Below are 1,546 nucleotides of genomic sequence, written 5' to 3' on the forward strand. Positions count from 1 at the left end.
GCTCTTATCAAACAAAAAATAACTCATTGTTTTTGCTCTTAAAAATCAAGCCGCTTTAACCAGCTGCAACCCCAACTTTCGCGCCTTGCGCTCCAAGGCGCGCAGTTGCCGGTCCCGGCTACGCTCTTCAAATTCCTCTATTCCTTTCTCAACATAAGGCTGACCTTTGGTCAGCATCGCGTAGATCAGTCGTGCCAGTTGATGCGCTGTCGCCTTAATCGCGCAACAGGTGTCCATCCGGGTCAGGCGCGCTCGGTGGCTGGCACCGATAAAACTTTTGTCGTTACGTGCAATAGAGGCGGCTTGCTTCAGCGCTTGAGCAGCTCGATTAATCACTTTCACCGTCTTTCCAGGAAGGGGTTTTCCTCCCGAAATTCTCGTCGGCGGTGCGAGGCCTAACCACGAACAGAAGTGCTGCGAAGTCGGAAAACGTGATAAATCCGCCCCCAATTCACTGGCCAAAACCAAAGCCGTGTCGATTCCTATGGTTGGGATTGCGGTCAAATCCACGCCCATGACCTTGTTCAGTGCGCGATGCAAAATCAGTTGCTGCTCATTTGAGCGGTGTGGGTTGCGCAGTGTTTTACTGGGCGGGACAACATCCGCCTGAAGCACTGGAAGTCGTTCCAGTGCGTGAGCAATGGCTTGGTCGCACTCACCAATTTGCTTTTCCAGAAAATCATAAGCCGCCAATTCCTGGCTCAGCGCATGCAAATGCTCGGCTCGCCAATTACCCCGCAAGCTACGGGCGACGGTGGCCTGGTCGGCTTTGACACGCTTGTCTCTGAGCATGGCGAGCACTTCTGGATCTCGTTCGCCCTCAACGATTGCTCGCAAAATGCTCATACCCGTCACCCCGGCAATGTTGCTGATGACCTGAGCCAGCTGGATGTTCATTTGGACCAGCGCCTTTTGCATCCGATTAAGCGCTTTGGCTTGGTCACGAACTTTATTACCACGCTGACGGACCAGTGAACGCAGTGAGCACACTTCGTCCGAGGGCCGAAAAGCGCCTCTCAGCAGGCCGTGCGTCATGAGCTGAAGGATCCACTGGCAATCAAGTACATCGGACTTTCGGCCGGTTATCTGCCGCGTTGCCCGCGAATTAACCAGATAGACCTTAAAACCTCTTCTATCCAATATTTCAAAAAGCGGGATCCAATAAACCCCGGTTGCTTCCATCGCCACCATCTTGACGCCCATGGATTCAAACCAGTCGGCCATGGCGTGCAAATCGTCGGTGAAGGTTGAAAACCTTTTAACCGGGTCAGCGCATTTGGTCGGATCAACGGCGGCCAAATGTTCACCGCCTCCAACATCAACGGCAGCGCAGTCAGGGTGGATGACCTCAAAACGTTTTTGGTTCTTGCGCGTCATGACAATTCCTCGCAGGATTGAATGACGCGGGCGGGGTACACGGTGGCGAGCGGATTCACTCTCTTATACGTGGTCACAGCTTGCTGTGCCGACAATGACTCCACGCCGATACCGTGCAGGCCACTCTCCCACTCGGGTGCTGACACACCAGTGCTGGTTACGGCCTTTG

The 1,546-nt window shown here is 53.9% G+C and carries 1 protein-coding gene; it reads right to left on the reverse strand.

Annotated elements, in window-relative coordinates; translation table 11 throughout:
* Positions 1-45: 45 nt before the first annotated feature.
* Positions 46-1,377, reverse strand: coding sequence for an IS110 family RNA-guided transposase (locus tag BLV67_RS31970; RefSeq protein WP_069786279.1), 1,332 nt, complete (start codon positions 1,375-1,377; stop codon positions 46-48).
* Between the last annotated feature and the right edge of the window lie 169 nt (positions 1,378-1,546).

Source organism: Pseudomonas salomonii, from assembly GCF_900107155.1.
Classification (GTDB): domain Bacteria; phylum Pseudomonadota; class Gammaproteobacteria; order Pseudomonadales; family Pseudomonadaceae; genus Aquipseudomonas; species Aquipseudomonas salomonii.